At 41.4% G+C, this 25,190-nt stretch carries 24 protein-coding genes and 1 tRNA gene; 11 read left to right on the plus strand and 14 right to left on the minus strand.

The window, feature by feature from the left end; translation table 11 throughout:
* Nucleotides 1-2,543, minus strand: a 2,543-nt coding sequence (locus ABIM45_04945; protein ID MEO0239252.1) for a C25 family cysteine peptidase, incomplete at its 3' end; no start/stop codon positions are given.
* A gap of 126 nt (nt 2,544-2,669) precedes the next feature.
* On the opposite strand from ABIM45_04945, the gene ABIM45_04950 reads away from it, so the two are divergent.
* The 10 genes from ABIM45_04950 to ABIM45_04995 all read left to right on the plus strand — a co-directional run bounded on the left by ABIM45_04950 (nt 2,670) and on the right by ABIM45_04995 (nt 9,692).
* Nucleotides 2,670-3,218 (plus strand): macro domain-containing protein, encoded by a 549-nt coding sequence (locus ABIM45_04950; protein ID MEO0239253.1) that lies wholly within the window; start codon nt 2,670-2,672, stop codon nt 3,216-3,218.
* Between the two features lie 51 nt (nt 3,219-3,269).
* A tRNA-Val gene (locus ABIM45_04955) sits at nt 3,270-3,345 on the plus strand.
* A gap of 38 nt (nt 3,346-3,383) precedes the next feature.
* Complete coding sequence (rpmH, locus tag ABIM45_04960) at nt 3,384-3,518, plus strand: 50S ribosomal protein L34 (GenBank protein ID MEO0239254.1); 135 nt, start codon at nt 3,384-3,386, stop codon at nt 3,516-3,518.
* A 307-nt stretch (nt 3,519-3,825) separates the two neighbouring features.
* Nucleotides 3,826-4,038: a membrane protein insertion efficiency factor YidD gene (gene yidD, locus ABIM45_04965; protein MEO0239255.1), complete on the plus strand. Its 213-nt coding sequence runs from the start codon at nt 3,826-3,828 to the stop codon at nt 4,036-4,038.
* A gap of 3 nt (nt 4,039-4,041) precedes the next feature.
* Nucleotides 4,042-5,529, plus strand: a complete 1,488-nt coding sequence (gene yidC / locus ABIM45_04970; protein MEO0239256.1) for a membrane protein insertase YidC — start codon at nt 4,042-4,044, stop codon at nt 5,527-5,529.
* Nucleotides 5,519-6,130 (plus strand): Jag N-terminal domain-containing protein, encoded by a 612-nt coding sequence (locus tag ABIM45_04975; GenBank protein MEO0239257.1) that lies wholly within the window; start codon nt 5,519-5,521, stop codon nt 6,128-6,130. The genes yidC and ABIM45_04975 overlap by 11 nt, the downstream gene beginning before the upstream one ends.
* Nucleotides 6,127-7,482 (plus strand): tRNA uridine-5-carboxymethylaminomethyl(34) synthesis GTPase MnmE, encoded by a 1,356-nt coding sequence (gene mnmE, locus ABIM45_04980; protein ID MEO0239258.1) that lies wholly within the window; start codon nt 6,127-6,129, stop codon nt 7,480-7,482. Before ABIM45_04975 ends, mnmE begins: the two co-directional genes overlap by 4 nt.
* 9 nt (nt 7,483-7,491) lie before the next feature.
* Nucleotides 7,492-8,016: a flavin reductase family protein gene (locus tag ABIM45_04985; protein ID MEO0239259.1), complete on the plus strand. Its 525-nt coding sequence runs from the start codon at nt 7,492-7,494 to the stop codon at nt 8,014-8,016.
* 12 nt (nt 8,017-8,028) lie between these two features.
* Nucleotides 8,029-8,739, plus strand: coding sequence for a metal-dependent hydrolase (locus tag ABIM45_04990; protein MEO0239260.1), 711 nt, complete (start codon nt 8,029-8,031; stop codon nt 8,737-8,739).
* Complete coding sequence (locus ABIM45_04995) at nt 8,736-9,692, plus strand: hypothetical protein (protein MEO0239261.1); 957 nt, start codon at nt 8,736-8,738, stop codon at nt 9,690-9,692. The genes ABIM45_04990 and ABIM45_04995 overlap by 4 nt, the downstream gene beginning before the upstream one ends.
* On the opposite strand, the gene ABIM45_05000 is transcribed toward ABIM45_04995, so the two are convergent.
* The 5 genes from ABIM45_05000 to ABIM45_05020 all read right to left on the minus strand — a co-directional run bounded on the left by ABIM45_05000 (nt 9,669) and on the right by ABIM45_05020 (nt 16,002).
* Nucleotides 9,669-10,448, minus strand: coding sequence for a phosphatidylglycerophosphatase A (locus ABIM45_05000; protein MEO0239262.1), 780 nt, complete (start codon nt 10,446-10,448; stop codon nt 9,669-9,671). The genes ABIM45_04995 and ABIM45_05000 overlap by 24 nt on opposite strands.
* Nucleotides 10,445-11,980, minus strand: coding sequence for a YifB family Mg chelatase-like AAA ATPase (locus ABIM45_05005; protein ID MEO0239263.1), 1,536 nt, complete (start codon nt 11,978-11,980; stop codon nt 10,445-10,447). Before ABIM45_05005 ends, ABIM45_05000 begins: the two co-directional genes overlap by 4 nt.
* Nucleotides 11,981-12,006: 26 nt before the next feature.
* Entirely contained in the window at nt 12,007-12,750 is a 744-nt protein-coding gene (locus tag ABIM45_05010) for a slipin family protein (protein MEO0239264.1), read from the minus strand.
* Between the two features lie 9 nt (nt 12,751-12,759).
* Complete coding sequence (gene pyk / locus ABIM45_05015; protein MEO0239265.1) at nt 12,760-14,169, minus strand: pyruvate kinase; 1,410 nt, start codon at nt 14,167-14,169, stop codon at nt 12,760-12,762.
* A gap of 63 nt (nt 14,170-14,232) precedes the next feature.
* On the minus strand, nt 14,233-16,002 hold the full coding sequence (locus tag ABIM45_05020; GenBank protein MEO0239266.1) for an OmpA family protein: 1,770 nt from the start codon (nt 16,000-16,002) through the stop codon (nt 14,233-14,235).
* 99 nt (nt 16,003-16,101) lie between these two features.
* Between ABIM45_05020 and ABIM45_05025 the strand changes: the two genes are divergently transcribed.
* The gene (locus ABIM45_05025; protein ID MEO0239267.1) at nt 16,102-16,608 is read left to right on the plus strand and encodes an NUDIX domain-containing protein; all 507 of its coding nucleotides are present in this window, start codon (nt 16,102-16,104) and stop codon (nt 16,606-16,608) included.
* 2 nt (nt 16,609-16,610) lie between these two features.
* Here the strand turns inward: ABIM45_05025 and pgeF are convergent, their stop codons facing one another.
* Genes pgeF through tpiA form a run of 8 tightly spaced genes read right to left on the minus strand, consistent with a single transcriptional unit; the run spans nt 16,611 to nt 25,182 of the window.
* Nucleotides 16,611-17,330 (minus strand): peptidoglycan editing factor PgeF, encoded by a 720-nt coding sequence (gene pgeF / locus ABIM45_05030; protein MEO0239268.1) that lies wholly within the window; start codon nt 17,328-17,330, stop codon nt 16,611-16,613.
* Nucleotides 17,331-18,194, minus strand: coding sequence for a tetratricopeptide repeat protein (locus ABIM45_05035; GenBank protein MEO0239269.1), 864 nt, complete (start codon nt 18,192-18,194; stop codon nt 17,331-17,333). It lies immediately after the preceding gene.
* Between the two features lies 1 nt (nt 18,195).
* Nucleotides 18,196-19,023 (minus strand): HemK/PrmC family methyltransferase, encoded by an 828-nt coding sequence (locus ABIM45_05040; GenBank protein MEO0239270.1) that lies wholly within the window; start codon nt 19,021-19,023, stop codon nt 18,196-18,198.
* Complete coding sequence (gene prfA, locus ABIM45_05045; protein ID MEO0239271.1) at nt 19,001-20,065, minus strand: peptide chain release factor 1; 1,065 nt, start codon at nt 20,063-20,065, stop codon at nt 19,001-19,003. The genes ABIM45_05040 and prfA overlap by 23 nt, the downstream gene beginning before the upstream one ends.
* Nucleotides 20,062-23,751, minus strand: a complete 3,690-nt coding sequence (locus ABIM45_05050; protein ID MEO0239272.1) for a C25 family cysteine peptidase — start codon at nt 23,749-23,751, stop codon at nt 20,062-20,064. The genes prfA and ABIM45_05050 overlap by 4 nt, the downstream gene beginning before the upstream one ends.
* A gap of 15 nt (nt 23,752-23,766) precedes the next feature.
* Complete coding sequence (gene rplU, locus ABIM45_05055; GenBank protein ID MEO0239273.1) at nt 23,767-24,084, minus strand: 50S ribosomal protein L21; 318 nt, start codon at nt 24,082-24,084, stop codon at nt 23,767-23,769.
* A 2-nt stretch (nt 24,085-24,086) separates the two neighbouring features.
* A complete protein-coding gene (gene secG, locus ABIM45_05060) occupies nt 24,087-24,419 on the minus strand; it encodes a preprotein translocase subunit SecG (GenBank protein MEO0239274.1) in 333 nt (110 codons plus the stop codon).
* Nucleotide 24,420: 1 nt separating this feature from the next.
* Nucleotides 24,421-25,182, minus strand: coding sequence for a triose-phosphate isomerase (gene tpiA, locus ABIM45_05065; GenBank protein ID MEO0239275.1), 762 nt, complete (start codon nt 25,180-25,182; stop codon nt 24,421-24,423).
* Nucleotides 25,183-25,190: the final 8 nt, after the last annotated feature.

Consider the following 25,190-nt stretch of genomic DNA (forward strand, 5'->3'; position numbering starts at 1 on the left):
AGGTTGTTGTTATTTATCACCACACGGGTATCCTGACAGGTAATCTTACCCACCACACTCGGGGCATCCTCATGACCCGTGTTCTTTGCGTAGACCCTCAATATTACTGTTTCACCAGGGTCTATGACACCATTCCCGTTGCCCTGACTGTCATCCACCTGCACCCTCTGATAGGATAAAAGGGGAGCATAGACAGTATAGCTAAAGTTCGCACTCCAGGAACCTTCGTTGGAAGTTATGTTCAAGGTGAAGGGAATTACTTCCTGATCCAAGGCTGAATAGGAGACATTGAATTCAAAGTAATCGCTTCCATAGGTGGAATCACCTGCAGGAATGTTCCCATAGGCAGCGCTGTTATAGGTAATTGTAACATTGGTGTTTGTCGTGCTAAGGGTCGCATTTACATTTGTTGCACCATCTTGACCATAGTTCTTAAGCATCACATAAAGCCTTATGGTCTCTCCAGGATTGACCCTGCCGTTACCATTGCCAGCGATTTCGTTTATATATGAAGTTTTATAGGTAACATAAGGCCCTGAAGAAGAGGGAATTGCATATACCTTCTGTGGCCAGAGGTTGTAGCCCGTTACAGTGAAGAAAACTGTATCGGGAGTAGTTGGAGAAATATTTAGGGTTGCAATTCCATCAGAGCCAGTATACTTCGCATCAAACTGAGTTAAAGTACCGTCAGGTGCCTTCTGTACTGCGGAGACAAGGGCCTCAGATACAGGTGTACCTCCCGTTTGATATGTGACGGTAATTTGAACCTGAGAAGGTCCCATAGGAACTACCGCAGGGTAATTTATGGACAATGGCTTTGGTTCTGCTGTCCAAACGTATATAGACGGATCGCCCATAAGGTTGTACTGCTGGTAATATCTCTTTGTTCTTCCTCCACCGGAATAGTATCTGTAAAGTTCCAACTTACCCTCATTTATTGCGCCCTTTATCCATACATAGCCTGTATCAAACCACTCGTCAAAGATCCTCCTCTCCAAAATGTCATCTTCATCCCAGTATGATGTTACAGAAGATGCGAGAGATGCAATTCCGCCCTTCTGGGGTGCCCTGATCCAGGCCTCCGAGAAGCACTCTGCCGTCAATGCGTAAGAACCAGTTAAACAGGCATAGGTCTGAACAAATACATATTTATCCTGGTTGGTAAGGTTATTGTAAATGTTACTGACGCTATATTGAAGGTCGCTATAATCACTCCAACCGGTTTCTGCCCCATGTCCTGAGTAAATTACGAGACTTCTACCATCATTTATAGCATTGGTAATTATCGTAGGTGCGCCAGAAGTGTAATAGGCGTACAAAGTATCAGCAGTCATGCCATAGCTTCTCACCTTCGCTATGCAATAATTGTGAGTCCCCTCCGCAACTTGATGCCAACTGGGGTCAGCCGATGCAATAAAGAAGGCCTTTTTTGCCCACTGGGTTCCGGAAGACCAGAGAACCTGCTCATAGGTAACTGTCTTTCTCACAATGTATCCGAGTTGAGTAATATTGGCCACCGAAAGCCTTCCCACATAAACATCAGGCAAATACTCAGACTCGTTGGTGTCAAGGTCTTCATACTTCAAATCATTTGCAGGGTTATCAAGCTCACTACTTCTAAAATAGCCTATCCTATCCACATCTCCCACAAGGACCACAAAGGTTGGAGGTGTTGACCAGTTGAGATAGGCATTTTGCAGGTAGTTTCTAACATTTATAGTATCTCCGGCAGGAATGTCACCGGGTATAGTGGCCACTCTTACGTCATACCCCTTATATTTGTTCCATTCAATAAGGGGTTTCAGGGTATCAACCCATTCGGCAGGCGTAACGATTACGTAGACCACGGGGAGGGCTGGGTTTCTCTTGAAATTGAAGGCGGAATAGTTCAGTATCTTTTTCGAAAGGGAATAATCAAAATAGGGTGAATAATATCTTTCAAGATTCCTATAGGTTTCAGAGAGATTTCCACCTTTAAAGGTCACTTCCACCGTTATGCTTGTAACTACTTCCAGTTCGTTCTTTGCTGGACTATACCTTACGGGGTAGATGTTCAAAGTGTAAAGGTTGTGACCCCTTAAAAGCCCTGCGTAGTTGGCATCAGCGAATTTTACCGGATAGTAATCAGAAGAGGAATAGGCCTTTTCATCCATAACAATGTGGGGTTTTGCACCGGGAATCTTTGGCACAGGAGGAATGGTAGGCATCACCTTCAAATCGATTCCCTTTTCCCTTAGAGAGATAGTTTCCGTTTTTAAATCCACCACTCTCACATCAACATCAGCCCCATAAGGAACCTCTATAAAGTCTCTCCAGGCAGGAAGTTCAGGTTTGCCCAGTTCTTGAAGAACACCCAGATTTTCGGTCTTGAACCTTATGAATTTTTTCTCTTCAATTTCCACGACCTCATACCCTAAGTCACCGAAGTTGTATGTCACCGTTAAACCTTGGGTAGTGGCACGGGATAGTACGGTCCCGGGTTTTTCCATAGAATACCCCTGGGACAGCATCAGAGTGATCAGCAAATTTAACATGACCAACATTTACACCTCCTGATAGCAAAATTATAATCCGAGTTTTATAAAATGTCAAATACTTTCTCTATAGCAAGTAAAATTGTCTCCAAAAACCTGCAAAATCCACCCCAAAAACTTTATAATGATAAAACTATGGAACTGGCTAAAAAAAATATAAACAACAAAACTTTGACCGTTGTCCTCGGTGACATTACCGAGGAGGAAGTTGATGCCATTGTTAATGCCGCTAATTCTTACTTAAAGCACGGAGGCGGGGTAGCTGGTGCCATTGTAAGAAAAGGCGGGAAAGTGATCCAGGAAGAGAGTGACAAAATTGGATACTGTCCCGTGGGGAGTGCTGTCTACACTTCAGCAGGCAATTTGAAAGCAAAGTACGTAATACACGCCGTTGGGCCTCAATGGGGAGAAGGGAATGAAGATGAAAAGTTGAAAAGTGCAGTTCTCAGCGCCCTAAAACTGGCGGAAGAATTAAAATGTGAAAAAGTCGCCCTTCCCGCTATAAGTACGGGAATTTTTGGATTTCCAAAAGATAGGGGTACAAAAATCATCTTTGACACTTGCATCGATTTCCTCAAAAATCAGGCAAGAAGTGTGAAAGAAATAAGGCTTTGCAACATAGATAAGGAAACCTGTGATTATTTTTTAAAATACGTAAACGAACTTCAAGAAGAGCTAAGGTAGGAAAAGGCTTTTTGATTTTTTACGGTACTTGTCTTATAATAAACTTCTGACGGGCGATTAGCTCAGCGTTGGTTAGAGCGTCGCGTTGACATCGCGAAGGTCGGAGGTTCGAATCCTCCATCGCCCATTTTTTGTATTTATTTAACTCAAAAAGGAGGACCTTGAATGAAAAGGACTTTTCAACCATCCATTATTCATAGAAAAAGAACCCACGGTTTCAGAAAACGCATGAGTACCCCTGGTGGAAGAAGAGTTCTTGCAAGGCGCAGAGCAAAGGGCAGAAAGAGACTCACCGTTTGAAAATTAGTACTTTAAAGGCAGCAGAAGTCAAGAAACTTGTAAAAGAGGGAAAATGGAAAAAGCTGGGTTTTTATACTATATGTTACGCCCCTTCTCAGGACTTAAAATTCGCCTTTTCTGCAACGAAGGAAGTAAGGACAAAAGTCTTGCGGAACCGAATAAAGCGATTATTAAAAGAGGCAATACGTACTTCCAACCTTTCTATCAAAGCAGGACATTTTTTAATTATAGGGAATCCTCAGCTTCTCAATATGAAATTTCAGGATTTAAAAACTCAATTAAAAATGGACTTAGAGGCCTTAATACAATCTCCGTCACAATAATCGTTAGAATAATAAGGTTTTACCAGAAGTTTATTTCTCCTTTTTTACCACGGTCTTGCAGGTTTTACCCAACCTGCAGCCATTACGCCATTGAAGCGTTAGAAAAAAAGGGATTACTTAAAGGGCTTTTGTTATCAACCTGGAGGATATTAAGGTGTAATCCCCTGTCAAAGGGCGGTTATGACCCGGTGAGGTAAAATATGGACGACGGAACAAGACCACAAAACTTTATCATTGCCACTCTTCTTCTATTTCTCATTCTCATCCTTTGGCAATATCTATTCTTTAAAAATGCTCCCCAAAAAACCCAGCAGACACAACAAAGTGCAGTGGTAAAAACGCAAGATTCTTTAAAGTCTCAATCCGAATTAGCATCTCAGATGGGAGTAGAAGCTCCATCTATCGATACCCTCTTTAAAGTAGAAACCCCACTCTACTCAGCCACCTTCTCCACCGATGGCGGCCTTATATCTTACAAAATAAAAAGGGTAGGAACTCTCAGCGATATAGAACTCCTCGAGAGTGGAACCATTGCATGGGGAGAACAGAACATAAGATACAAAACCACAACCTCAACTTACAATTTGGAGGTCAAAAGTTCACTTGTTACAGTAACACTCCTTTCAGAAGATGGCACCGTTTCGAAAACCTTAACTTTTTACCCGGATAAATACCTTTACGATGTTAAACTTTCCGGCAGTACAGAACCTATTACCTATTTCAAGGGTAAACTGAAATTTACTCAGAAAAATTTAAAGCAGGAAACTCCCTTCTATTCATACCTCCTGAGACTCAAAAACACAGTGAAAATTCCCGTAGCGAAGCTCAAAGAAAAAAAAGAATATGAACTCTCGGAAGTAACCTGGTTTGGCGTAAGAACCAAGTACTTTTTTACAGGTGTATTAAATCTTAAAAATCCTGGAAAACTTGCAATTTCAAAGGATGAAATACTTTTTGCCACAAACTCCAAAAGCTTTATTGTCTATTTTGGCCCCTTAGACTACAACATTCTCAAAAAGAACCACCCTTCACTCGCCTCCGCCTTCGACTTCGGTTCCACTATAATTAAACCTTTCTCATTCCTCATTTACATTCTGATGCAATTACTCCACAAATTCATTCCGAACTATGGACTTGTGATAATAGTTTTCGCGCTACTTATAAAAATAGCTTTCTTCCCTCTTACAAGAAAGCAGATAATTGCAGCTAAACGCATGCAAGAGTTAAAACCAAAGCTGGAAACCCTTCAGAAGGTTTATAAAGACAATCCTCAGAAATTACAACAGGAAATGATGGAACTTTACAAAAAATATAATGTGAATCCCTTTTCCGGGTGCCTTACTCTCATTATTCAAATGCCGATTTTCTTTGCTCTTTACCAAATTCTTACCAACTCTATAAGCCTCAAGGGTGCACCCTTTATTTTATGGATCAAAGACTTATCAGAGAAAGACCCTTACTATATACTTCCCATATTGATGGGTGTAACTTCCATTATACTTTCAAGCATTCAACAGGCCGCCACCGATCCACAATCAAAGATGCTAACGTATATGATGCCCGTCCTATTTGTAATAATTTTTATATCGTTGCCATCGGGTATTGTTTTATATTGGCTTACCTTTAATATTTTGGGGATTTTAGAGGCTTTGCTTATAAAGAGACTGGAGGGTCGTCATGGCACATGAACGTTTCGCTGACATCGTTGGAAACACCGTTGAAGAATGTATTGAAAAGGCAATAAAGGAACTAAATTTAGAGAAAAATGCCATTAGATTTGTTGTTTTAAATGATGGCATTCAGACAAAACCTGCAAGAATCAGGGTTTGTCTGAAGCCAGAAGAAGTTGATTTAATTCAGAACATTTTAAGAAAATTTTTCAACCTCCTGGGTGTAAAAGCAGAAATCGAAATTATACCCAGGGATAAAAGGTATTCCGTCAACGTAAATACAAAGAATCCTTACTGGCTTATTGGCAAGGATGGACAAATTCTTGAACAATTAGAATACCTTCTAAACCTTATTTTGCGTAAAAAAGCTCCCAATCTCACCATCAGGCTCGATATTGCAAACTTCAGAAAGCAAAAGGAAGAAACTTTAAAGAATAAAGCCTTAGCCATCGTAGCAAGGGTAAGGGAACTTCAAAAGGAAATGAGGTTCGACCCTGTAACGGAAGAGGAATACAGAATTTTAAGGGACTTCCTCAAGGACATCAGGGACATTAAATTTTATCCCGTCAAAGAGGAAGATAAAACCATCCTTGTTATAGCACCAAGAAAGCAAAATTGAATGACACTATCTGCGCCATCTCAACCCCACCCGGAATGGGAGGGGTTGCGGTAATAAGGGTCTCTGGACCTGAGGCGAAGGAGATAGTTTCTAAGATTTTACCTAAAGGGAAAGACAAAAAATTTGTACCCGGTAATTTTTTTCACTCTTACATAATAAATCCCAACACTGGTGAGACCATAGAAGAGGCAATAATCCTTTACTTTAAATCCCCAAAGTCCTTTACTGGTGAAGATGTCGTTGAAATTACAGTACATGGTGGGCTTTATTCCCCCCAAATGGTGCTCGACCTCTTAATCAGAGCTGGTGCGAGACTCGCCGAACCAGGTGAGTTTACAAAGAGGGCCTTTCTCAATGGAAAGATGGATCTTCTTCAGGTACAGGCACTCCTTGACCTTGTAAGGTCACGTTCAGCCCTGCAGGTGAAATACGCAATATCGAAACTTCAGGGAGAGCTTTCAAAGAAATTGAAAAACGTTGCCGATGCGCTTTTTAATGCCATTAAAGAAGTAGAAGCCAGAGTTGAATTTGAAGAGGACGTTCCGCCTCTTGATGAAACAAAGTTCCTAAGTGAGCTCGCAAGGTTAAGTGAAGAGCTTGATAAACTTTTGAGGGAAGGGGAAAGAAATTCTTTAATTTTTGAGGGCGTCAAGGTTGCCATAGCAGGTAAACCCAACGTTGGAAAATCAAGCCTATTCAACGCGATTTTAAAAAGGGAGAGGGCTATTGTTACCGAAATTCCTGGAACCACAAGGGATTTCATACATGAAGAAATTTTTCTCAGTGGTATCCCTGTAAGGATTTACGACACCGCAGGTCTAAGAGTGTCGCCTGAACCCATTGAATCTATAGGTGTAGAGAGAGCCAGAGAAGTCATAGAAGATGCCCACTTAGTGCTTTTTGTAGTCGATGGCTCAAGAGAAATTGAAGAAGGTGAAATCAAAGAATGGAACGCCATAGCAAAGGAAAAGATTTTGGTAGTTAACAAAGTAGACCTCGGACTTACGATAACTCCCCAGGAGCTCAAAAATCTTAACCCTTCAAACATTGTCGAAACCTCCTGTTTAACTGGGAAAGGGATCGATGAACTGGAAAGGATTCTCGAAGAAATGGTTAAAAATTTTATCGTTCCTTCCTCCGAATTTTCCCTTTCAAAGAGGGAAAGTCACTTACTTTCTCAGGCCAAGTCAGAGATCGACGAAGTTCTAAGTAACTTTAATAAAATGCCCCTTGATATCGTTTCCTTTCATCTTCAGAACGCCTTTAATTCCCTTAACCAGATCTTTGGGTGGGGGGATATCCCTGAAAGGATACTAAATTCAATTTTCAGTGAATTTTGCATCGGCAAATAGGAGGGGAATATGAAAGAAATAAAAAAGTACCCATACAGGGTCATACATCCTGCAATGGTTGTACTCGTTACAACCATTGACCAAAAGGGTGTACCAAATATCTGCACCGTTGCATGGTCTATGCCCGTTAGTGTAAACCCTCCCCTTGTTGCCATTGCTCTACAAAAAAGGCACAAGACCACAAAAAACATTGAAGAAACAGGAGAGTTTGTTCTAAATATACCCGGCAAAAACCTCCTTGAAGTTGCAGAACAATGTGGAAGTGAAAGCGGTTGGCAAGTAAACAAATTTGAGAAGTACAAAATAGAACATTTCCCTTCTAAACTTACAAAAGCTCCCAGAATTGCAAATGCCCTTGGATATTTGGAATGTAAACTCTACGCCAAATATGAAGGGGGAGATCATTACATCTTCGTAGGAGAAATCCTTCTCGCGGAAGCCGACGAGAAATTTTTCACCGACATGTGGTCAGAGGAAGCAGAGTTGTTATTCCATTATGGTGGTGATGTTTACGGGAAAACGGTAAGGTATTAAAAAGGGGGTACTATGCTTCTAAAAGGCCACAAAATAGTTTACTTTGGACACTCAGCCTTTCTCGTTATAAGTCAGAAAGGCAAAACTATCCTTATAGATCCCTGGCTCTCAAATCCAGTAAATAAAAGAACCATCGATAGTGTAGTTAACAAAGTGGACTTTATCCTCATAACTCATGGCCACGGAGACCACATTGGAGACGCAGTAGACATAGGCAAGAAGTACAACAGTGAAATTATTTCCACCTTTGAGATCACAAATTACCTGGGTTCTAAAGGCTTGAGCAGACTCTCTGGAATGAACATCGGCGGAACATTAAGGAGAGAAGAAATTTCCTTTACCATGGTAGAGGCTTCCCACTCCTCAACAATTTATGACGGCGAAAGGGCAATTCCCGGTGGCAATCCCTGTGGTTTTATCATAACCCTCGAAGACGGACTTAAAATATACCATATGGGTGATACAGGACTCTTTGGAGGACTTAACTACATTGCAGAACTTTACAAGCCTGAAATAGTTATGATCCCCATCGGTGGACATTATACGATGGGCGTTGTAGAGGCATCTTACGCACTTAGGATCTTAAACCCCTCTATCATCATCCCCATGCATTATAAAACTTTTCCCGTTATTGATGCTGATCCAGAAAAACTTAAGGAACTTTTGCCATCAGAACTAAAAGAGAGGGTGAGGGTTCTAAAGCCAGGGGACTTCTTAGAGTGAAAAAAGGAATTTCCTATTTTGGAGTTAGAAATCCCGAATGGGTTGAGAAAGACCTTGCCGTTATCAAAGAGAGCGGAATTGACTACATAGTTCATACCTATTCCGAAAACGATATGGAATACTACGAAGGAACAATGCGAGAAATCGTTAAGCTTTCTAAGGATTATGGCCTCGAGATCTATTTGGATCCATGGGGAGTAGCAAGAATTTTTGGTGGTGAAGCCTTTTCCAAGTTCCTTCTTTTAAACGACGATGCAAGGCTCGTTACTCGAAATGGCAAAAAGGGATATGGAGCCTGTATGAACAATCCTTCTACCATCGAATTTATAAAAAAATGGATCGATTCAGCAAGCTCCTTAGGAACCGATTTCATCTTCTGGGACGAACCCCATTTTTCTCCTCTGACTAACAAAGAAGGATGTTTTTGCCCTATTTGTAAAGCAAAATTCAAAGAGAAATTTGGATATAGCATAGAGGAAGCCACAGAAGAGGACCTTAGGGCCTTCAAGGGCTTCACAAAACTTGAGTTCTTAAAAATCGTTACCTCCTATGCCCGAGAAAGAGGTCTTAAGAATGTACTATGCCTGTTACCTCATGATGAAGATATAGACTGGGACTATTATGCATCTATTCCAACCCTTGATGTCTTCGGAACCGATCCATACTGGGTATTGCATCCTGAAGATTTTGAAACATGGATGGAGGAGAAGGTGAGAAAGGTAAGCCAGTTAAGCAAAAAATATTCCAAGGAGAGTGAAATCTGGATTCAAAACTTCCGAGTTCGAGAGGGTGAAGAGTACTTAATAGAGAAGGTGGCTCTAAAGGCAAAAGAATACGGCATAGACAGAATTTCCGCCTGGAGTTACAAAGGGACTGCTTACATGTCCTATATAAGGTCAGATAATCCCGAAAAAGTTTGGAGAACTCTTTTAAAGGTTTACTCCAACCTGTGAAAGTATTATAACAACTAACTTTACTGCAAGAAGCGAAAAACCGCCCGATACTAAGTCGTCAAGCACAATCCCAAGCCCTCCTCTAATCTTTTCAAGTTTCTTTATGCCGAAAGGTTTAAGAATATCAAAGAATCTGAAGAAAAGGAAAGCCAAAGCGTAAAGCTTTATATTAAATTTCAAAAATATAAGGGGCAAAGCTACGCCCACAACTTCATCTATCACACATAAAGAAGGGTCTTCACCCATCAAATCCTCAGCCTTTTGAGAGGCAACAATTGCCATAGGTAAAAGTATCACAAAAATTTGCCAGACATAAATGGCCCTTATACTCTTCGAAAAATAAATGAAAACCGTAAAAACTAAGCTCGCCAGCGTACCCGGCCCAACAGGGATGTAGCCAATTCCGAGAAATGAATAAACTAACTTAAAAACAACATCCTTTCCTTTAAAACCAACCATTAATGCGGTAACGATTCCCGCGAGGTCATAAATAAAATCAGAAAGAGAAGGAAAACGGGAAGGTACAAACCTTTGAAGGAGTTCAATAACCCCTGCAATAGAGAAAGCAATGAGAAAACTCAGCAACTTCTTTTTTAGCCTGTCAAACAAAAATATATAAAGCAGAAAAAATGCAATGAAATGGAAAAGTAAACTGGCATCAAAGGAAATCGGCAAAATCCTCACCTTAGGATAAAGCCCCAAAAGGAAAAGGGCAAGGACATAAGAAACAAGGCCAAAGCCATAAGAAAAATTCATTGTAAAAGCACCCTTTTATCAAAAATTCTATAGTGGATCGCTTCTTGAACGCACTTTGGAGTGATTTCTGCGCTTCCTTCCAAATCAGCTATTGTTCTTGCCACCTTCAAAATCCTGAAATAGGTTCTTGCTGAAAATCCAAATTTTTCTATGGCTATCTTTAGAATTTCTTCAGACTTATCATCAAGTTTGCACACTTCTTTTATAGTCCTGGAGTCCATATGGGCATTGCAATACATCCTCTTTTTCCCTTTAAACCTCCAGAGCTGGATCTCCCTCGCTTTTATGACCCTTTCCCTTATATTTTTCGAGTCCTCACCGTCCTCAAGTCCACGCAAGTGTTCAAACCTTAAAGCAGGTACTTCAATCTGAATATCAATTCTGTCAAGGAGGGGACCGGAAATCCTCGACCGGTATTTTAAAATACTGGAAGGAGTGCAAGTACACTGGTGAAAATGGTCCCCGTAGTATCCGCAGGGGCAGGGGTTCATGGCCGCAACCAGCATAAATCGCGAAGGGTAAGAAACACTATTCTTTGCCCTTGTAATGACAACATGGCCATCTTCTAAAGGCTGTCTCAGTACCTCAAGAGCCGATCTATTAAACTCAGGAAGCTCATCTAAAAACAGAACCCCATTATGGGCAAGGGATACCTCACCGGGCCTTGGGTTGGCACCACCACCCACTAAGCCTATATCCGATATGGTATGGTGAGGAGAGCGGAAAGGTCTACGGGATACCAGCGGACTATCCTTGGGCAAAAGACCCGCGACCGAGTAGATCTTCGTAGTCTCCAAGGCCTCCTCTAAGGTCATTGGAGGGAGAATAGAAGGAATCCGCCTTGCCAGCATCGTCTTACCTGATCCAGGAGGGCCTATCATCAAAACGTTGTGGCCACCTGCAGCCGCAACCTCCAGCGCCCTTTTTGCATGTTCTTGCCCCTTAACATCTTTAAAGTCGACATCTTCAATACTTTCAAGCTGAAAAACCGACTCTATATCAAAAACATTCGGCTCTATGTGAACTTCTCCATTGAGAAACTGCACAGCTTCAACAAGAGTTTTAACAGGATATACCTTAGAGGTTTTGCAAAGGGAGGCTTCATCCTTGTTCTCGTAAGGAACGATTATTCCACCAAGGTGAGAGTAATTTTTCAAACTTAACGAAAGGGGTAGAACTCCTTTAACCTGGCGAACCTTCCCATCAAGGGAAAGCTCACCTACGACCATATGATTCACTTCGCTTTTCACGAAGCCGTAGGCCTTTAAAACTGCAATGGCTATAGGCAGATCAAAGGCAGTACCCTCTTTTCTAATATCTGCCGGTGCCAGGTTTACCGTAACCTTGCGTGGTGGGACCTGATAACCTGAATTTCTAATGGCCGCAACCACCCTTTCCTTTGCCTCTTTTACAGCACTCTCCGGAAGCCCAACGATATTAAACCCTGGCATTCCCGTTGAGATATCAACCTCAACGGAAATCAGAACGCCATCTATCCCTATTACTGTCCCTGAAAAAACCCTGGAAACCAACCCTAAACCCCTAAATAAATTCTACTTTACTTTTCTTTCTTCTCCGGCGTGAATAACTTAAAAAATTCTATCGGTACGGGAAAGACTATGGTGGATGCATTCTCAGTGGAAATCTCCGACAATGTCTGCAGATACCTGAGCTGGATCGTAATGGGATTCTGTGCGAGAACCTGGGCTGCCTCTTTTAGTTTCTCTGCTGCTTGATACTCGCCTTCCGCACTTATAATCTTTGCCCTCCTCTCCCTCTCTGCTTCAGCCTGCTTCGCCATTGCCCTCTGCATTTCCTGGGGCAGATCCACATGTTTTATTTCCACTGCCGAAACCTTCACACCCCATGGATCGGTTTGCGTGTCAATAATTCTCTGAAGACGATGGTTCAACTCTTCCCTCTGGGCAAGGAGTTCATCAAGTTCAACTTCACCAAGGACACTCCTTAGAGTGGTCTGTGCAATCTGCGAGGTTGCATAGGCATAGTTTTCCACTTCCACAACCGCTTTTGCAGCATCCATTACCCTGAAATAGACCACAGCGTTTACTTTGACAGATACATTATCCTTTGTTATGACATCCTGAGGAGGCACATCAAGTACAACCGTTCTGAGCGAGACCTTCACCATCTTATCTATAAAAGGAATAAGGATTATGAGGCCTGGACCCTTTACACCAATTAGTCTTCCAAGCCTGAAGACAACGGCCCTTTCATACTCCCTTAAAATCCTGATCATTGAAAACAAAATGACCAGAACTAAAATAACTAAATACAGCCACATAAACACCTCCTACAACCTTTCCACCTTTACCATGTTTGTTGAACCCGGTTTTCCGAAGGGATAACCCGCAGTAATCACTGCCAGGTCTCCCTCCTTAGCAAGTTTACGTTTAAAAATTTCCAACTTGACCTTTCCTATTATCTCATCAAGATTTCTCATAAAATCCACTTTCAAAGGATAAATCCCATAAGATAAATTTAAAAACTCCCATACTGCAGGATCAGGTGTAGGTGCGATAATGGGAGCCAGGGGTCTCAAGGAAGAAAGTCTCAAGGCAGTTGCACCACTGGCAGTAGGTGTTATGATAATCCTCGCTTTTAGGGAATTGCAAAGTTCGAAGCTGCTACGAGCAATTTGCCACTCAACATCCTCTTTGTCCTTAAGATCCACTGGTAAACCTTCCCCCTTCCTTTTCCTGAATTTCTCTGCCTCCAATATTATTTCCTTCATCACCTTAACAGAATTCAATGGCCTTTTTGCTACTGCGGTTTCTTCCGATAGCATAAGGGCATCACTTCCATCAAGGACCGCATTGGCTATATCAGAAATTTCCGCCCTCGATGGTAGAGGACTAAAGAGTAAAGACCTTAGCATTTGGGTAGCAGTAATTACGGGTTTACCCTTTGCTCTTGTCTTTAATATAAGTTCTTTCTGAAGGATAGGAACTTTAGCGTAAGGGGTTTCGACCGCTAAGTCACCCCTTGCAATCATAATGCCATCGGCAGAATCCAGTATTTCATCAAAATTCACAACAGCTTCATAGCGTTCGATTTTTGCAATTATGTATCCATTAACACCTTCTTGTCTTAGAATATCCCTCGCCTTTTCAATATCTTCTCTTCCTCCCACGAAAGAGAGGGCAAAAATTCTTATCCCTGCGGAAACTGCAAACTTCATATCCTGAATATCTTTCTCAGTTATGGCAGATACCCCTTGCATTCTGTTTGGTATATTAGTCCCCTTATGAGACGAGATTTCTCCCCCCATTCTCACCTTTGTAATAATAGAATTTTTCGTAACCTTCTTAACCTCAAGTTCAACAGTGCCATCGGACAACAAGATGGTATCCCCTTTTCTAAGATGTGGTATTACGTCTTCAAGAGGTGCATAAACTATTCGATTATTACCAACGATCTTTTCCGTTGTCAGGATAAACTCGTCTCCCCTCTTCAATACGATCCTATCTCCTTCTATTTCACCGATGCGAAATTTGGGGCCACTAAGGTCAGCAAATATCGCTATATTATGTCCTTTGTTCTGCAAATCTTTAGCCCAATTGATCTTTTTCAAATGCTCCTCGTAGGTTCCATGGGAAAAATTAAAACGGAAAGCATTGACACCATTTATGACCAGTCGCTCCATCAAACTTTCGTTTGAAATCGACGGTCCCACCGTGGCCACAATTTTAGTCAACTTCATAATCTACCCTCTAATCCTAAAGGAAAATCTCTGAATGAACCCTTTAAAAGATACATGTGAAAATTATTTCTCAGGGGGTATCAGTCTGAACTCCGCCCTCCTGTTGATACTCCTTTGATATTCAGTCGTGTTAGGAACTGCAGGGACATCTTTTCCAAAACCCTTTACAAGAATTCTACCAGGTTCTATTTTGTAACGCATCACGAGGTGCTTCTTGCAGGCCTCAGCCCTTCTCAAGCTCAAAACTTGATTGAACCTCTCAGGCCCTTCTGCCGACGCATGTCCTATTATTTCAAGCTTGTAATCGGGATGGTTCACTAAATACCTACCCACAATATCTAAGAAGGGGAAGAATTCCTTTTTAATTCTGTAACTTCCAACATCAAAGTAAATAATCGGCAAAACGGCTACTTCGTCTTTTTCTTCCTTAAGAACTACATCAATTACGACAGAATCCCTCTCCAGGGAGGGGTCTATGTAAAAGTTCTCTCCTAAGTAGCCAGGGGCAGAGACATAGATGCTCAATGGTTTGCTTCTATCCATAACGTATCGAATTGCACCGTTAGAATCAGCCATCACTGTGTTTACCCCTTCCTCGACCGAAATTAAAGCTACTGCGGATTTCAGAATCTCCATTTTGCTATTTTTAACCCTTAAAACCACGGGAATGGATTTTTTAACCAGCAATACTTCAATCTTTGTGTTAGTGTTCCCCTCGATTTCAATAAACTTATCCACATCCACGTATCCATCTGCAAAAACCTTTAAATTCTGAACTCCTGATTTCACCGAGGGAATATACAATACCCCTGACGGTGAGAAGTAATCCCTCGTGCCTACTTTGATCCGGCAGTTTTCAACAAACTCCTGCGTAGAACGATCCTTCACTATCACTGTTAACTTCGCAGTAGAGCGCTTGTTGTAAACGATATTCTTAACCCCTACCCCAAAAGACAATACAACCCCCTCTCTATAATTGGGAAAACTCGATATTAAACCCGGGTAACTTGAATCGTCGGGTGTCACAGGGCTAATGGGTTCTCTTTTGACAAGGGGGAAACCAAGGGAGAATTTTGCGTCAAGGAAAGGATTGATATCAAACTTTGTACCAAGACTTAAATAAGAAGGGGCCTTACCAAAGTTCCCCTTGCTGTAAAATCCAAGCAGAAGCTCTGCAAAAGGTGTGAAATTAGCAAAGTTGTAGGTCACTGAAGCACCTAAGAGATGAAATTCTGGTGGATTTTTGGTTAAAAGATGCCTGTAGGAGGAATAATAACCATAGTTTAGATTAAAGGAGAAGTCCCTAACCTTTGCACCTCCTATGAATTTAACTCCATAATCGTAGGAGGTTGTCGTAAAATCGCGTAAGATCCCACCCTGAAACATGGTATCTGGCCTTGCAGAATCAATCTCGACCGTTCTTGTACGGCCAAAGGGTATCGAAAGGTAGGAAGATATGGCAAAGGCGAAATTCTCACTAACAGGATAGTTATACTTTATGTTGACCAAAATATCGCCCCGTCCCCTGGAAAAGTAGACCTGGGAACCTTTTGCCATTCTGTCTATTAAAAATGGTATCGACACTCCGAGCTCTATATAATCAAGGACATTAAATCTTAACGTGTTATATAGACTGTAGGTCGTATAAGAGGCAGTGTCGCTGTTCCCATAGGAAAAAACAGTCTTAAGGGGTTCGACGGATAACGTTCCAAAGGGTATTAAGTTAGGATCCTCGGTGAAAAACAGGTTATTGTTGACCGTAAAGCCATACTGGGCGTATCCGCCCTGAACTACCAAAATTGTCAACAATATATAAACAATGGATTTTTTCATGTTTAAGAATTTAAGGCATCATTAACAAATAGTCAACCTCAAAAGGAAGGCAAACTTGCCTAATTGCGGAAACAGAAGCAAAACTTTAAAATTTACACGATGATAAGCTTTGAAAGGGAAGTTAAATTTTGCCCTTACTGTGGACACCCTATAGAGAAAAAGGAAGAAAACGGACGGTTACGATACTACTGCAGTAACTGTAATCTCTTTCTTTACAAAAATCCCGTGCCCGTTGTGGTAATTGTCGTTTCTAATGACGTCGGCGAAGTGCTCCTAATCAAACGGAAAGAGGAACCCCAAAAGGGGAAATGGGCACTACCATCGGGATTTATTGAAATCGGCGAAGAACCTGAGGAGGCGGCATTAAGGGAACTTTATGAAGAAACGGGATTGAAAGTAGAAAAACTCACGCTTATAAACGTTTATGAACAGAAAAGCAAAAGGTACGAAAGCGTCCTTGTAATTGCTTACCTTGGTTTTTCCTCTGAGGAACCAAAACCTGGAGACGATGCAGAAGAGGCTAAATTTTTCCCCATTGGAGAATTACCCGAGATACCTTTTGAATCACACTTAAAAGCTTTAAAGGATTCACTAAACTTTATCTAAAGCTACAAATTGTAGGCACTATCTTCAATAAGAGTCTGTAAGCTCAAATCCTTTTCAATACCAATGATGGCCCTATTTAATCCTTTTAATTCTACGTCCCTTCTCTTTGAGTGGAAGAGATCAGGATTGGAGAAGGTATCTGCAGGAGGGCCGTAAATCTCCTTAACCCCCTGCCTTTTAAGCTTATTAGCGGCAACTTGAAAAATGTCAAAGTAATATTTGGAGTTTTTCTCGATAACAGAGCCTGGAAAATAACCTTTGAACTCTTCGCCTACCTCATAGTTTTCAGCCTTTATGCCTGGCCCAAACACCGCAATAAGATTCTCTGGCTGACTGTGAAAATACTCGGTAAATTTACTTACAGCCTCCTCTACGATTCCCTCCTTTAACCCACGCCATCCCACGTGAAACACACCACAGGCTATATTCAGTGGATCAATAATAAAAAGAGGATAACAATCTGCCACTTTAATGACGAGATAAAGCCCGGGTTTTGAAGTTATAAGTCCGTCGCCGGAGAGCTCTTTGGGAGGTACAGGAGAGTCTACCTTCCATATGTTTTTTGAATGAATCTGCTCCAATTCTACGTAAGGGACAAGGTTCAAAGTGCGATGAATATCTGCTATTCTTTTAGTGGAAAAGTAGATTGCAAAAGGCTTCTCTATGAGGAATTGTAAGTATAGCTCTTTGGATAAATTTTTTAGCTGCCAGATCCTCGTCATTTAATAAACCCCCGCTTCTAAAATCTTCTTTAAAATCCTATCCACTTGCTTCTCCTTAACATTATATTTTTCACAAATTTCTCTTACATTGACCTTGCCATCACCTAATATCAAGCGTCCTGCAATTTCAAGGGCAGCAGCCCAGGGGTGAGGCTTCACTATCCTTTTAAAAGCGCCGTCTTTCAATGTGAGAAAGAGGATGGTCAAACCATCCAAAACTTCAGATTCAAGACCCGATTTTAGCTGGAGGAGTAGTAGCACTTTTTCCTCATTTTCAGAGAGGAACGTACTTTCATAGGAATGAAAATCTTTTATAGCACCAAGTAAATCCTGTAACTCTTCATCCTGATACTTTCTTAATGCAATTTCTGAAAGCCACTTTGCCTGGTTTACTTTATTAAATTTCAAAAGTGCAAAAATGTACTTCACAAGCAAATCTACATCTTCAGAATTTTTGTCGTAAAGTTTCTTGAGAATCGATAAGCCTTTCTTTTTACCCAGCATAACCATCGACCACCCGTAATTCTTTAAATACTCAAAGCTTTCGGGAGATATGGAGAGAGCGCGAGAAAAGTTTTCTAAGCTTTCCTTGTAGTCTACGAGCTCCATATTGGAAAGTCCAAGGAAAAAGTGATATATAGACTTATTAGGGGCGTTTTTTAAAAGCCGAGAGAAAATCTTTCTCGCCTCTTCTGGCTTTCCAGTCTTTAAACTCAGATACCCTTTAAGAAAAAGAATTCGCTCTTTGTCTTTACCTCTAAAGGCCCTCCAATAAGTTTTAATATCTTTCAAAGCATCATCATATTGAAAGTCTTTAATGTGAGAGGCAATACGTTGTATTAACTTTGACTTAATATCTTCCATTTCAGGATTTTCTAACGAGATGAATACCCCTCAATTCACCGGACAGGTCGTATATTTCCTTTGTTAAAATAAAAAAATTCCACTCTTCACTTCTCTGCAAAGCTTCAAAGCACATTGGTGATGTTTCAATTATAATGCTACCACCAGGAACCAAAACTCGAAGGGATTCAGATAGGATTCTCTCCGTGAGTTCATGACCAAACTCGCCTCCAAAGAGAGCAGATGGGGGTTCGGAAAGAACCTCCGGAGAAAGATTCGAACGTTCTTTGTAGGGAATATAAGGAGGATTTGTCACTATTAGATCAAAACATGACTCTTTAAAAGCAGAAAGAACATCCGCCCTCAATAAAGGAACTTTTACACCATATTTAGTCAGGTTCCTCCTTGCTACCCTTAAAGCGTCCAGGGAAAGGTCCGACGCCACACCAAAGCCGTTTAAATGTTTTTCCAGCACAAGGGCTATCGCTCCACTTCCCGTACCCAAGTCAAGCCAACGGACTACTTTACCATTAAAGGTATTAAGCACATACTCTACAACCACCTCGGTGTCGTATCTTGGAATCAAAACCCTTTCATCCACATAAAGTTCGAATCCGAAGAAGAAGGCCTTTTTGAATATGTACTGGAGGGGGATACGATCTTTCACTCTTCTTTCTACAATGGTGTGAATTCTGCTAAGTTCCTTGCTAACTTCGGGATTTTCCAAAATCAAAAAATCAAATTTATTTTCGAAAACTTCTTCAATAATCCATTTTGCTTCAGCCTTTGCCTCCCGTGAGACCTGAGAGATAACTCCGATAAGATAACTATAAAGTTCCCTGAGCCTCAAGTTTCGCTTTTTCCTCAGCTTCAAGAAGCTTCTCAACAATGAGGTCGAGATCTCCGTTCAAAATGTCGTCTAACCTGTAAACGGTGAGGTCTATCCTGTGGTCAGTAACCCTATTTTGCGGAAAATTGTAAGTTCTTATCTTTTCGCTTCTGTCACCTGTACCTATGTAAGTTTTTCTCTTTATTCGCAATTCCTCTTCCATCTTTTTCTGTTCGAGGTCCTTTAATTTAGCCCTAAGGAGCCTTAATGCCTTTGCCTTATTTTTGTGCTGAGACCGTTCATCCTGGCATACAACCACAATGCCCGTAGGGATATGGGTAATTCGAACCGCAGAATCGGTCATATTTACATACTGACCACCAGGGCCTCCAGCACGAAAGGTATCAATTCGCAAATCCTCAGTGTTAATTTCTATCTCTGCCTCTTCTACCTCGGGCAAAACCACAACACTGGCAGTTGATGTATGAATCCTTCCACCAGTCTCGGTAATGGGGATTCTTTGCACCCTGTGAACCCCTGATTCGTATTTTAATAGTCTGTAAGCATAGGGCCCCTCAACAATAAAGGAAATCTCCTTATAGCCACCAAGGGGTGTGGGATGGGAGTCAATGATTGTAACTTTAAAACGCTTCTTCTCCGCGTACTTCAAATACATCTTAAAGAGGTCGGCTGCAAAGAGTGCTGCCTCATCTCCCCCTGTTCCAGCCCTAATTTCAACTATAGCAGTTTTAGGGTCATCGGGGTCCTCTGGTAAAAGAAGCCTTTTGATTTCTGTCTCCAATTCCTTTAGCCTCGCTGTAAGCTTCTCCTTTTCAGCCTCAAGATATTCCCTTAGGTTCTCATCCTTTTCTTCTCCCAGAATTTCCTCAATATCGGAAAGTTCTTTTTCTAACTTGTCCTTCTCTTCCAGCTTTTCAACAATGGGTTGAATCTTCTTGTACTCCTGCAATAAGGTCCTCCTCTCCTCATCAGAAAGGGAGGTAGCCAGTTTAAGCTCAATTTCTGCCATCCTGTTCTTTAATTCTTCAAGATTAACACTCATCTTATCACGACCCTTTTAATTAAATGTTTTGAGTTTTCAATTTTAACAAAATAAACTCCCATTCTAAGTTGTCCACTTTTCATCCGCTGTTCAAAATTAGCTTTACTTCCTTTGAAAATAAGCCTTCCTGTTACATCGTAAACCCAATAATTTCCCCTTTTTGACTCAAAACCCACCTTTTGGTCCTCCTCCAGCTTTGACTCAATCACTGAAGGATTAAAGAAATCTGCGTTACCAGTCCTATATCTGTCATGTTTATACATTGGCCAGTAGAGATTGTTGCTAATCCAGCTTGTTGAGAAAACGAACAGATTATTTCCCCAAGAGGAAGTTACAAGTTCTTTAGTGCCATCGCCATTGATGTCCCAAATTTGAGGCGTAATGTAGGCATAAGAGAAAAGGTCCACGGGGAATCCCTGAATAACCTGCCCCGTTCGATTGTAAACATAGAGATATCCATCCACACTCCCTTTAAAAACCTCTCCACACCCGTCATTATCCACATCGTAAATTGTACAGGAAGAAAAACCACTGCCACAATAGGCACCGTAAATAAGAGATAAAGAATTACCGTTCACCTTGAAAACCTTGAAGCCACTACTACTTGGTATCGCTATATCTTTAATACTATCACCATCTACGTCACCGAGGGCGGGAGAAATTGCATAGGGCCAGTAATTGGTAGATCCCACATACCCCTTCGCCAAAGTTACCCCAGTTGAACTTATAATATAAAGGGTGTCTCCAGCATAAACTACAATTTCCAAACCAGGAAAATCAGGTAAAATATCGCCGATGGAAGGGCTTGAAATGTTATCTTTGTTTACAGAGACTGGAAAGCCGGGCTTCATACGGAGAGCCGGATCCAAAACCCCTATGTATCCCGATGAACCTGTTGAATAGGAAACTATCACCTCCAGGGCACCATCGTTATCAATATCTCCACAGGCTGGAGAGGTACCTGAACCGCCTAAGTAAAGGCTATCACAAACCATTCCTCCGTTTTTAAAAATTTTTATGTTGTTACCATCTTTTATAATTACTTCAGAAAGCCCGTCACCGTCAATATCACATACGCAAGGGGTTGAAGAGCCGGCACCGGGAGTTGAGACTGGAAATCCCGGTTTCTCAAGACCATACTTATTTAGCACGTGGAGTGACCTCGTGCCATCCCTTGTGACAACTATGGCCTCCTCCTCCCCGTCACCATCAATATCCCCTGCCGCTATCGCCGCCAGAACGGTGCCATGCACGTTAACAGGCCAGCCGGGAAGCAGGTGCCCCATACAGTCAAAGGCATAAACCAAACTATCAAAGAATGTGGCAATGACAATTTCCAGTCCGGGCACATCCCTGTTAAGTTCGCAGATCACTGGAGTAGAGTATCCTGTTCCCAAGACCGGCTGGGGCCAGCCATCAAGATAGGGCGGGTTAGGAGAGGCAGAAATTACCGTTGAGGGGCTACTTTCTGCCTTCACCACTGTGTCAACCGATGTCACGTAATAATAAGCAAGACCTTCCGCTTCGTAATCCACGAAGTTAGCCCCATTTATTAGGGTTTGGTTGATCCTTCGGTAAGTATTGCCATCAACACTTTTATAAACATTGAAAAGTAATCCATTTCCAGGTGATTTCCACTTCAGACCAACGCTCCCAATCCCCGGTGCACCGGTCAGATTAGTAGGAGGAGGTAATAAAGCAACACCCCCAGGGATCGAGATTGGAAGAGAATCTTTCATATAATACAAGAACAATCCTTCCGGGGCATCTTCTAAGAGCACTGAAACGCTAACCAAAGTATCATCATATGGACCCAGGGAGTCAATCCATGCAAGAAGATCTGAGTTGCTTTTCTGCGTAGCCAGTTTTAAATCCCTAATGGTGTAAAAATTCTGGTTAAAAATTTTGAGTAGTAGGCAATAATCCTCCACCCTCCTTAAAACTCTCAAATCCGTTATGCGAATTTCAGGAACGTAGTAATCAATTAAGATTGACTCCTCACTCTCAAATAAACCAAAACTTGTTCGTATTTTAATCTTAGCCGCTCCCCCCTTCCCTACTTTCGCCACCATCCCACTCACAATAATCCTTTTCTCCTCAAAGGGCTTCAAGGTAATGGTAATAAGACTATCCTTAAAAGAAATAGGAAAATTACCTTTTAAAACAACTTGTAAGCTGTCAAAGTACTTTGATGAAGCGTTTTTAACACGAATTATCATATCAAAATTAGCATTGGATAATAAGATTGTATCCCCGTATTCATTTCTCACCGATTCAACAGCAAGCTGGATTGGCAAGGTGTAGGGTGTGACATACACTGAATCAAATACATCTTTAATTTCAGGAGCTGTAACTGAAATATAGAGAAAGCCAGGGGTCCTTGGATTTATTCTAAAATACGCCGAATCTTCAGTAGTTTCTCGGGTTTCAAAGATTTCATTCTCTTTATAAATCACAAATTTTTTATCGACCACCCTTGACAAAGGCTCCAAAGGCGCAACCCTAACAACTATTGCAGTATCCTCGGAAGTAGTGACCTTTGAAATCCGATAGTCTATGTATTTTCCCTTGATTGGAACTAAGGTGGGATCTCCCAGTAGATTGTAAGTTAATACGGAGTAATAGGTTATTAAACTTGTACGGGCTTCACTGGAAAAGGCTTGTCGCATCGTGCTATCTGCTTCACCTATGGAGACACTGGCATCTGAAAAAAGCTTTTCATAAAATTTCCCGTAAAAAGAGATCGTATTGGAAATACCATCCCTTGTCTGGGACAGAATTCCAATACACGACGGGGCAAAAATGAGATGCTCTCCGAGTGCGTCTTTATCAAATCCCCCAATGTCGCAGGACAAAATACCCCAGAAGGAAGGTACAGAGCTTCGTACCAATGAAATATCGGTGATACCAAAGGAAATAGTGGGACTCTGATTTATATACAAATTACCGAAATCTCCATGGGCACAGGAAAATATGTAACCTACCCCAGCACTTACGCTGTCAATGAACTGGTTTTTATTAACGTCAATATTGGATCCGATTTCATAAAGCTTACTAAGATTAAAAACCGAAGGAACCACACGTGAAAGGCTGTCCGTTAATTTGTAGGAGTTTCCATTTTCCAATATGTCTGAACCATGTAACAAAAACTTGGTCGCATCGCCTTTAAGTGTTTTATAATTCATCAATTTACTGAAATAGCCCCTCAGTTCATCGAGGTTATGATAAGGAATTCTCCCCACGATTACGTTAGGCACTAAGTTTATAGAGTCAGCTTGCTCTCCAAAAAGCCCATTCCTATTCTTATCCCAATCAGAATAAAGCTCAGCGTAGTAAAAATCGGTAGGTACATTGTTAGAAGTCTCGCTGGTGCCTATTCTCACGTAGGCAATCCTGGCTGGTACTTTGTAGTAATCTCCGAGAAGCAAAAGATACCTGACACCATAGTTTTCCTTGTAATACCTAACTCCATTTCTGATTTTTTCAGTCAAATCTAATCCAGGAAATCTTTGTTCAATTTCCTCCACAGAAACAAAAGCACTTGGGATACCTAATTTGTATTTGTAATCGGTAAAAGCGGAGACTACTTGCCGTACCTCTTCTCTACCGACAACGAGGAGCTCTATATTCCTGCTATAACTTAAATTAGGAGTTCCAATAAATAAAATCGCGAATATTATATGCACTTTATAAACTGGGGGCTAATCTACTACGATTTTTTCTATTTTTAATTCAGAAAGTTCCTGGCGATGTCCCCTCTTCTTCCGGACATTCTCTTTGTTTACAAACCTGAAAGCCATCACTTTGTCATGCTTATAATGTTTTACAACCTTGGCAATGACCTTAGCCTTTGAAACATAGGGGGTGCCCACCAAAACTTTGTCGCCATCTTGAACAAGCAGCACATTTGAAATCTCGACGGTATCCCCCACTTCCTTTTCGACTTTCTGTGTGGTAATCAAACCATTTTCCCTAACTTTATATTGAAATCCTTTGAATTCAACGACTGCCTCTCTCATTTTTACCTCCCCTGCTGTGGTATTTGTGGCACTTCTTGATTTTGTGATTCCTGCGTTTTTTGTTCAATGGGTGCGGTTTCGCTGGCCTTTGGAGTTTTAATTACTCTACGGGCAGGATTGTTAAGGGTTGCGAGAACAAGGGAAAAAATCATGAAAACCGCACCAAGTGCCCAGGTAAGCCTGGTGAAAAATGTTGGAATTCCCCTAACACCAAGGATTTGCTGCATTCCACCAAAGGCCGGTGAAAGTCCCGACTCCCTTGGCTCTTGCATAAGAATCACAATAATCATTATTATGACAAGAAATAGGTAAAGAACACTTAAGAATGTATACATTTTAATTCCCCCCTTGGTAAGCGTTTAAAATTATCCCAACAAAAGATTCAACCTTTATGGATGCTCCACCTACCAGTGCCCCGTCCACATCCTTCATCGCGGAAATATCCCTTATATTCTCAGGCTTAACGCTGCCTCCATAAAGGATGGGAACATCCGAGGCCCCAAATTTCTCTCCTAAAATGCTCCTTACAAATTCGTGCATCTCCTGCGCTTGTTCAGGGGTCGCATTGTGACCTGTCCCTATGGCCCAAACAGGTTCATAGGCAATAACAATTCTTTTTATCTCATCAACACTCAAATAAGCAAGATCAGAAACCAATTGACTCTCGACAACTTCTTTGTGCCTGCCCTTTTCCCTCTGTTCGAGAGTCTCACCTACACAAAGGATGGGCCTCATACCTTCAACTAAAACCGCTTTAAGCTTCCTGGCAATCATCTCATCACTCTCGGCAAAATACTTCCTTCTTTCAGAATGACCAACTATCACATAATCACAGCCAAGGGCTTTCAACATTACCGGTGAAATTTCTCCAGTGTAAGCTCCTTCCTTTTCATAAAAAACATTCTGCGCTCCAAGCTTAAGAATCCCTTTATCTATTACGGTAGAAACGGGAAACAGTGATGTAAAAGGTGGAATTACAACGACTTCATAAGAGGTATTTATCTTAGCAAGCTCTTCTTGAAGACGCTTTATAAAGGACACTGCGTCAGTGTGAGTCATATGCATCTTCCAATTTCCTGCAATTATTTTCCTTCTCATTGTAGTTG

It is taken from the genome of candidate division WOR-3 bacterium (assembly GCA_039803545.1).
Classification (GTDB): Bacteria; Hydrothermota; Hydrothermia; order UBA1063; family UBA1063; genus UBA1063.

What these genes read in the sequence shown, in the direction of transcription:
- ABIM45_05010 (MEO0239264.1), bottom strand. Translation starts at nt 12,750, where the DNA reads ATGTGGCTGTATTTAGTTATTTTAGTTCTGGTCATTTTGTTTTCAATG.
- secG (MEO0239274.1), bottom strand. Translation starts at nt 24,419, where the DNA reads ATGTATACATTCTTAAGTGTTCTTTACCTATTTCTTGTCATAATAATG.
- prfA (MEO0239271.1), bottom strand. Translation starts at nt 20,065, where the DNA reads ATGAGTGTTAATCTTGAAGAATTAAAGAACAGGATGGCAGAAATTGAG.
- rplU (MEO0239273.1), bottom strand. Translation starts at nt 24,084, where the DNA reads ATGAGAGAGGCAGTCGTTGAATTCAAAGGATTTCAATATAAAGTTAGG.
- ABIM45_04990 (MEO0239260.1), top strand. Translation starts at nt 8,029, where the DNA reads ATGCTTCTAAAAGGCCACAAAATAGTTTACTTTGGACACTCAGCCTTT.
- pyk (MEO0239265.1), bottom strand. Translation starts at nt 14,169, where the DNA reads ATGAAGTTGACTAAAATTGTGGCCACGGTGGGACCGTCGATTTCAAAC.
- ABIM45_04975 (MEO0239257.1), top strand. Translation starts at nt 5,519, where the DNA reads ATGGCACATGAACGTTTCGCTGACATCGTTGGAAACACCGTTGAAGAA.
- ABIM45_05035 (MEO0239269.1), bottom strand. Translation starts at nt 18,194, where the DNA reads ATGGAAGATATTAAGTCAAAGTTAATACAACGTATTGCCTCTCACATT.
- pgeF (MEO0239268.1), bottom strand. Translation starts at nt 17,330, where the DNA reads ATGACGAGGATCTGGCAGCTAAAAAATTTATCCAAAGAGCTATACTTA.
- ABIM45_04950 (MEO0239253.1), top strand. Translation starts at nt 2,670, where the DNA reads ATGGAACTGGCTAAAAAAAATATAAACAACAAAACTTTGACCGTTGTC.
- ABIM45_05025 (MEO0239267.1), top strand. Translation starts at nt 16,102, where the DNA reads ATGATAAGCTTTGAAAGGGAAGTTAAATTTTGCCCTTACTGTGGACAC.
- ABIM45_05000 (MEO0239262.1), bottom strand. Translation starts at nt 10,448, where the DNA reads ATGAATTTTTCTTATGGCTTTGGCCTTGTTTCTTATGTCCTTGCCCTT.
- ABIM45_04985 (MEO0239259.1), top strand. Translation starts at nt 7,492, where the DNA reads ATGAAAGAAATAAAAAAGTACCCATACAGGGTCATACATCCTGCAATG.
- ABIM45_05020 (MEO0239266.1), bottom strand. Translation starts at nt 16,002, where the DNA reads ATGAAAAAATCCATTGTTTATATATTGTTGACAATTTTGGTAGTTCAG.
- tpiA (MEO0239275.1), bottom strand. Translation starts at nt 25,182, where the DNA reads ATGAGAAGGAAAATAATTGCAGGAAATTGGAAGATGCATATGACTCAC.
- yidC (MEO0239256.1), top strand. Translation starts at nt 4,042, where the DNA reads ATGGACGACGGAACAAGACCACAAAACTTTATCATTGCCACTCTTCTT.
- rpmH (MEO0239254.1), top strand. Translation starts at nt 3,384, where the DNA reads ATGAAAAGGACTTTTCAACCATCCATTATTCATAGAAAAAGAACCCAC.